7 protein-coding genes are annotated in these 7,656 nt (G+C 36.5%); all 7 read right to left on the bottom strand.

Going from position 1 to position 7,656, the window contains the following annotated elements; translation table 11 throughout:
• On the bottom strand, positions 1-169 hold a 169-nt coding region (locus GMD78_RS04885; protein WP_343042128.1), incomplete at its 3' end, for an HTH domain-containing protein.
• 117 nt (positions 170-286) lie between these two features.
• Positions 287-1,417, bottom strand: a complete 1,131-nt coding sequence (locus GMD78_RS04880) for a GntR family transcriptional regulator (RefSeq protein WP_155667601.1) — start codon at positions 1,415-1,417, stop codon at positions 287-289.
• Between the two features lie 136 nt (positions 1,418-1,553).
• A complete protein-coding gene (gene araA, locus GMD78_RS04875; RefSeq protein WP_155667600.1) occupies positions 1,554-3,038 on the bottom strand; it encodes an L-arabinose isomerase in 1,485 nt (494 codons plus the stop codon).
• Between the two features lie 21 nt (positions 3,039-3,059).
• Entirely contained in the window at positions 3,060-4,727 is a 1,668-nt protein-coding gene (locus GMD78_RS04870) for a ribulokinase (protein WP_155667599.1), read from the bottom strand.
• Positions 4,728-4,740: 13 nt separating this feature from the next.
• The gene (gene araD / locus GMD78_RS04865) at positions 4,741-5,433 is read right to left on the bottom strand and encodes an L-ribulose-5-phosphate 4-epimerase (protein WP_155667598.1); all 693 of its coding nucleotides are present in this window, start codon (positions 5,431-5,433) and stop codon (positions 4,741-4,743) included.
• A 413-nt stretch (positions 5,434-5,846) separates the two neighbouring features.
• A complete protein-coding gene (locus tag GMD78_RS04860) occupies positions 5,847-6,668 on the bottom strand; it encodes a carbohydrate ABC transporter permease (protein ID WP_155667597.1) in 822 nt (273 codons plus the stop codon).
• A complete protein-coding gene (locus GMD78_RS04855) occupies positions 6,668-7,597 on the bottom strand; it encodes a carbohydrate ABC transporter permease (RefSeq protein ID WP_155667596.1) in 930 nt (309 codons plus the stop codon). The genes GMD78_RS04860 and GMD78_RS04855 overlap by 1 nt, the downstream gene beginning before the upstream one ends.
• Positions 7,598-7,656 lie beyond the last annotated feature (59 nt).

The following is a 7,656-nucleotide window of genomic DNA, read 5'->3' as shown; positions in this document are numbered from 1 at the left end:
ATCCATGATCCCCAAATATTTGTCTTGGAAATTTACCCTGTTCGTTCTCAGTGATAAATATCCTTTTAAACTCATCGGTATAAGTGATTCCTTTTTCACTAACAGATTTTACATAGAGATTTTTAGACAATGTCTTAATTTCCTTTTCCGTAAACAATCTCTTACTCATATTCTTTCCCCATTTACTATTTTTTTCTTTATTATTACACAAAAGTACCCTATAGGTAGACTTTTTTTAAAGTGTCTACTCTATAGGGTACATTTTATATAATAAGGTGGCTTTTATTTATCCTATTGGTTGGGAGTTTTTAAGTTCTTTTGTTGATGATCTAATAATAATTTCTGGTGCATACACAACAGAATTAATTTGATGGTCTAACTCACCATTTTGTTTATTTTTCATTTTGATTAGTTCTATAATCTTTTTCGCTGCAGTTTTTCCTAATTCACTTTTGGGATGATCTATTGTAGTCAATTTCACTTCGGAAACTTCAGAGAAAAAGGAATCATCGTACCCTACAATAGAAATATCCTCTGGTACATTTAATTGTTGTTGTCTAAGAACATCGAGGAATTTCATGGCAAGTTCATCATTATAACAAACAATACCTGTTATAGAATGGCTACGATTGATAAGGAGCTCCTGTAACTTTTCACTTGCTTTTGTATTTCTTTCCTCTGTTGTATAGGTAATTATATTCTTCGGATCAATCGGAATACCGTTTTTACGATGAGCTTTGACAAAGCCTTTCATTCTTCTCGATCCTTGTGCATCGTCAGTTTTAAAACATCCTACTATATTGCGATGCCCTAAATGGATTAAATGCTCTGCCTGCAAATATCCTCCCCTTACATCATCCATGACAATGTGGATAGGCTCTAATTCATCATAATAAGCATTGATCATAATATAGGGTATGGAAAGACGTTCTAGTTCCAGGTAGTAATTAATATTAGGGTTTGTATACGCACTCTTTGTCGGTTCTACAATCACACCATCAAACGATTGAGAAAGTATTTTCTTTAATATCTCGCGTTCATTGTCTTGATCGTTGTTCGTACTGAAAATACTAACCTGATATCCTGCTTCACTTAATATCGCCTCTGCTCCTCGAATGATGGAGGGGAATATATAATCCGAAATATATGTAGTAACAATGGCTATATTTTTTTGCTTGTCTTGTTGGTTGGATACATTTTCTGTGCTGCGATCTGCACAGAAAGTACCTGACCCTTGTTCCCGATATAACCATCCCGTGGTAACTAGATCACCTATTGCCAAACGAACGGTATGTCTACTCACTCCAAATTCCTTCATTAACTCACTTTCAGAGTTTATTTTTTGATGAGGTATATACGTTCCATTTATAATTCTTTCTTGTATTGCATTTTTCACCATGTTGTATTTTGTAGTCATTATATCACCTTTTATTTATTGCTTACTTATTCGTATAAGTTTAGCATAACATATTTCCCTTTCGAATGAGCTGTATTTCGTTAAACGAAAGAAAAAAATGCAGAGACCTACAAAAGCAAATCTCTACATTGTATCCCTATTTCCAAATGGCTTTTGATAATTTTAATTCATTTCGTAACTGTCTTACTTGTGTATGTTCATCAATCACAATACATTCAATATTCGCCATATCGGCAAAATCAAATAATTGCTCCGTTGTTACTGTAAGAGAGAAAACGGTATGGTGTGCTCCTCCAGCATAGATCCATGACTCGGTAGCTTCACTCAGGCTTGGCTTTGGTTTCCATAACACTTTTGCAACAGGTAAATTCGGCGTTTCTACCCTTGGTTGCACCGCATCCACCTCATTTACTACTAAACGATATCTTCCACCAAGTTCAATAAGTGAAGCGACAACTCCACCCCCACCACGACCATCAAACACTAGTCGTGCTGGATCTTCTTTTCCACCAATACCGAGTGGATTTACAATAATTTTCGGTTTGGTCGCAGATACGGTAGGACAAATTTCGAGCATATGAGAACCTAAAATCATTTCATTTGCTGGATCCAAATGGTACGTATAATCTTCCATAAAAGAAGTTCCTTTATTATCTGAAATAACTTTCATCACTCGTAATAATGCCGCTGTTCTCCAATCTCCTTCCCCAGCAAAACCATATCCTTCAGCCATTAACCTCTGGGCAGCTAAACCTGGTAGCTGTTTCATGCCATGTAGATCTTCAAAATTAGTTGTAAATGCATTATAGTTCCGCTTCGTTAAAAATGCTTTTAAACCTAATTCGATTTTCGCTTGTTCTAAAATTGCATCTCTCACTGGACCGGGATCACTAGCCTCTTCTGGAATCTCATACAATGTACGATATTCTTCATATAATTTTTCTGCTTCAGAATCTGGAATTTTAGCCATTTCCTCTACTAAGTCGCCTATTCCATAATAATCTACAGTCCATCCGAATTTCATTTGCGCCTCTACTTTATCACCATCCGTAACCGCAACATTACGCATATTATCTCCAAAGCGAGCAACTCTAATATTCGTCCCCTCCGTAACGGCTACTGCTGTTTTCATCCAACTTGAAATCTTTTCTATAACATCCGTACTTTCCCAATGGCCGACAACTACTTTTCGTGACATATTTAATCGTGTTCCAATGAATCCATATTCACGATCCCCATGGGCAGATTGATTTAGATTCATAAAATCCATATCAATTTCTTGCCAAGGGATATCTCGGTTGAATTGTGTATGTAAATGTAATAATGGTTTTTGTAGTGATTTTAATCCAGCAATCCACATTTTTGCTGGGGAAAATGTGTGCATCCATGTAATAATTCCTGCACAGTGTTCATCACTATTTGCTTGTAACATTAGCTGATGGATATCACTCGGATTTGTTAGAACATCTTTAAAAATAAGCTCAAAAGGTAGATTACCAGTTTCATTGATTTTGGATGTCATCTCTTTCGAATGATCCTCAACCTCCTTTAATGCTTCTTCTCCGTACAAGTGCTGGCTTCCAGTTACAAACCAAAATTTATAAGGCTTTATCGTTAACATATCTAAATCCTCCAATTGTAGTTAGTTAATTGTTCTTAGTGCTTTTAATCGCTTCATAACGTCATTTTCACCACGACCAAAATAGTCATGAAGTCTCGTATACTCTTCAAATAGCTGTTGGTAAATAGCAACATGTTCAGGGTTTGGTTCAATGACTTCTTCTTTAACTCGTGCCATTTTTTTCGTTGCATCTAAAATAGTATCAAATCCACCATTAGCAGCTCCTGCTGCGACCGCTCCAAACATAGCTGCACCTAAGGCTGGTGTTTGAAAGGAATCTGCTATTTTAATCCGGCGATTGGTAACATCGGCGTAAATTTGCATGAGAAGTTTATTTTTATGTGGCAGACCACCACATGCATAAAGCTCATTGACCTCTACACCATTTTCATGGAAAGCATCCACTATTTTACGTGTGCCAAAGGCAGTTGCTTCTAATAGGGCACGATATATTTCTTCAGGTTTTGTTTGTAATGTCATGCCAATTAACATGCCACTTAGTTCGGTATCGACGAGAACAGAACGGTTCCCATTCCACCAATCAAGCGCTAACAGACCGGTTTCACCCGGTTGATATTCACTCGCCTTTTGCTCCAACCATTGGTGTACACTGATACCCTCCTCTTCTGCAGACTTTTCCACATAATCTGGAACTGCTTGATCTACATACCATGCAAAAATATCGCCTACCGCTGATTGTCCTGCCTCATATCCATAAAAACCAGGAATAATTCCGTCTTCTACAACACCACACATACCTTCTACATGACTTTCTTCTTCACCTAATAACAAGTGACAAATAGAAGTACCCATGACCATCACTAATTTTCCTGGTTCAGCTACACCCATTGCTGGTACAGATGCATGAGCATCGACATTACCAACAGCGATGGAAATACCGGCGTTTAACCCTGTTAAGTTTGCCATTTCTTCACTAAGCCCACCAGCTTTAGTCCCTAATGGAACTACCTCACCACGCAGCTTAGTTTCTGTTAAATCTTCTAATCTAGGATCTAATGCTTTAAAAAATTCCTTACTTGGATAGCCATCTTGTTTATGCCAAATCGATTTATATCCTGCTGTACAACTATTTCGCACGAGATTATTGGTTAGTTTAGAGATTACCCAATCTGTAGCCTCTACAAATTTATCTGCTCGTTCATAAACTTCTGGTGCTTCATTGAGAATTTGCCATATTTTTGCAATCATCCATTCCGAAGAAATTTTTCCACCATATCGTGGCAAAAATTCCTCTCCCATCTGTTCTGCTATTTCATTAAGGCGATTTGCTTCCCCTTGGGCAGCGTGGTGCTTCCACAATTTTAACCAGCTATGTGGATTATCTTTTAACTCTTCTCTAAAGCTTAATGGCTCGCCAAATTCATCGATTGGTAGCATGGTACAAGCAGTAAAATCAATTCCTAAACCAATAATGTCATTTGGATTAACCCCAGATTCTTTTATTACAGCAGGAATGGAAAGTTGTAAAACTTCTAGATAATCCTGTGGATGCTGTAATGCCCATTCGTAGCCTAGTTCCACGTCGGATTCCGGCAATTTTTCATCAATCACACCGTGACGATAAGGTGTTACATGATCCGCTACTTCCTTTCCATCCTCCAACGATACTAATACAGCTCTCCCAGACTCTGTTCCATAATCAACACCAATTGAGTACTTTTTCTCCATTGTTATATCCCCCTTATTGCTTTTGTCCATAATAAGCGTTCGCACCATGTTTCCGTAAATAATGTTTATCTAATAATGCCTGATCCATTGGTGATACCTCAGAATTTATTTGGTAAGTATGGATTGCCATTTTAGCTACCTCTTCTAAAACAACGGAATTATGTACCGCTTCTTTTGGATCTTTCCCCCATGTAAATGGTGCATGACTATGGACTAATACACCAGGTACCTGACTTGGATCTATTTCTTTAAATGTTTCAACGATAACATTTCCTGTTTCTTCTTCGTAGTGGCCATTTATTTCTATTTGTGTCATTGATCGTGTACACGGAACTGTTCCATAAAAATAATCCCCATGTGTTGTTCCTAAAGCAGGTATACCTTTCCCTGCCTGTGCCCAACTTGTTGACCATGGAGCGTGTGTATGGACAATCCCACCAATACTCTGAAAATGTTTATACAAGACAATATGGGTTGGTGTATCAGAGGACGGTTTTAACTCCCCCTCCACAACATTCCCGTTAAAATCGACAACTACCATATCCTCTAGCTTTAAGTCCTCATACGGTATACCACTCGGTTTAATTACAATGAGTTCCTTTTCCCTGTTGACACCGCTTACATTTCCCCATGTAAAAGTTACTAAATTATACGTTGGTAGTTCTTTATTTGCATTAAGAACTTGTTGTTTTAACTCCTCTAGCATATTCCCCACACCTTTCTTTTAGAAAACGGAGCATTTGCTAATTCGTTATGGCAAATATCCTCCTTTATGGTTGCAGATATGGAAAGTAGATTTTTATCTGCAACAACCAAATATGTACGTATGAGATTTTTCTATACGTTAATACTAATATAATTTGTACGTACATGCAATATGGTATTATAAAATAATTCTACAAAGGGGCAAAAGTATGAGTGCAAAAAAAAGAAAAAGTGAGGACAAAACTAAAACACTCCATTCTAATAGGTTGTTTTTACATCTAATTAGCAACAGTGTTTACAAAATCAACTCAAAAAAAATACTTCAGTTAGATTTCTAACTGAAGTATTTTGAATCATAGTTCATATTTTTCTATAATAAAAACTTTCATCCCAACGTCAACCTACTTCTACCTACTATCCTTTTACCGAGCCTGCCAATAACCCACGTACAAAATATTTACCTAAGAAAATATATACGAGCAGAGTAGGCAATGCGGCAAGTAAAGCACCAGCCATTTGTACATTCCACTGTACGATCTGACTACCAGATAGATTTTGTAATGCTACCATAACTGGTTGTTGATCAGAAGTCGTAATCGTAACAGCAAACAAGAATTCATTCCATATATTCGTGAACTGCCATATTGCCACTACAACAAAACCCGTTATTGATAGTGGCATAATAATATGTCTGAATATCCCTAAGAAGTTTGCTCCATCTATCTTTGCTGACTCAAGCATCGCATCTGGAATATTAGCATAAAAATTACGAAACATGAGTGTCGTAATCGGTAATCCGTAAACCACATGAACAAGAATCAAGCCTGGGATGGTATTATATAAATCAATGGTACGTAAAAATTGAATCATCGGAATCAATATACTTTGATATGGAATAAACATTCCAAATAAGATAATCGTGAAAATCGTATTTGACCCCTTAAATTTCCACTTCGATAATACATATCCATTCATCGCACCAAGTAGTGCAGATAATAATGTAGCTGGAATTACCAAGTAAATACTATTCATTAAATTTGGTGCTAATTTCGAATATGCCTCAGCGTATGAGCTAAAGTCAATGGACGATGGCAATGCCCACATACTTGAGAGGGATACTTCATCTAATGGCTTTAAACTCGTTACAATAATTACGTAAACTGGTGTTAAGAACAAAACGGCAAAGAATATTAAAATAAAATATTTTATTATTTTACTAATTTGTAATGACACCATTATTGACCACCCTTTCTGTTACTCCACAAGTATGGAACGATGAATATAGCCACTAATAGTAACATAATAATAGCGATCGCTGCGCCATTGGCATAGTAGTTACCTCTAAAGGTCGTTTCAAACATATATACACCTGGTACATCGGTAACAAAATTTGCACCTGAGCCTGTCATTGCATAAACTAAATCAAATATTTTTAACGATATATGTGCCATGATGATAATAACACTTACCGTAATCGGCAACAGCATAGGTAATACAACTTTTCGGTACACTTGAAACTCACTTGCTCCATCAATTCGTGCAGCTTCCTTTAATTCGTCTGGAATACCACGTAATCCTGCTAGATACATAGCCAATGAAAAGCCAGTCATCTGCCATACTGCTGCAATGACTACTGCTAGTATTGCTACTGGTAATCCAAATTCGATACTTCCCCACTCAAAACCCGCTAAGATATTCGTATCTGTATACCATTTCGGCTGGATACCAAATATAGATAAAAACTGATTAAATCCAGTAGACGGATTTAATAACCATTGCCAAACAACACCTGTTACAACAAAGGATAAGGCCATTGGAAATAAGAAGACATTACGGAAGAAAGATTCTCCCTTTAATTTTTGGTCAATTAATATCGATAATCCTAATCCTAAAATAATTACTAAACCAATAAAGAAAATAGTAAAGAATAAGGTGTTTCGTAGATCCGCTTGGAAACGGAAATCATTAAATAAATAGATATAGTTTTTCAAACCAGCAAATGAAAAATCAGGAACGATCGTATTGTAGTTACTTAACGAAACATAACCAGTCCATCCAATAAATCCATATACAAATACAAGAATTAATAAGAAGGACGGCAGCAAAAAAGCAATCGCTGTTAAGTTATCTTTTGATATTTTTTTTCTAGTTTTTGTTTGAGCCATTATATTTCCTCCTTAAATTAGAGGTACAAGATAGTTTAGGGGGTTTAACCATAGATGAA

Source organism: Ornithinibacillus caprae (assembly GCF_009728145.1).
Taxonomy (GTDB): Bacteria; Bacillota; Bacilli; order Bacillales; family Amphibacillaceae; genus Ornithinibacillus; species Ornithinibacillus caprae.
This window is presented reverse-complemented; position numbering and strand designations above follow the sequence as displayed.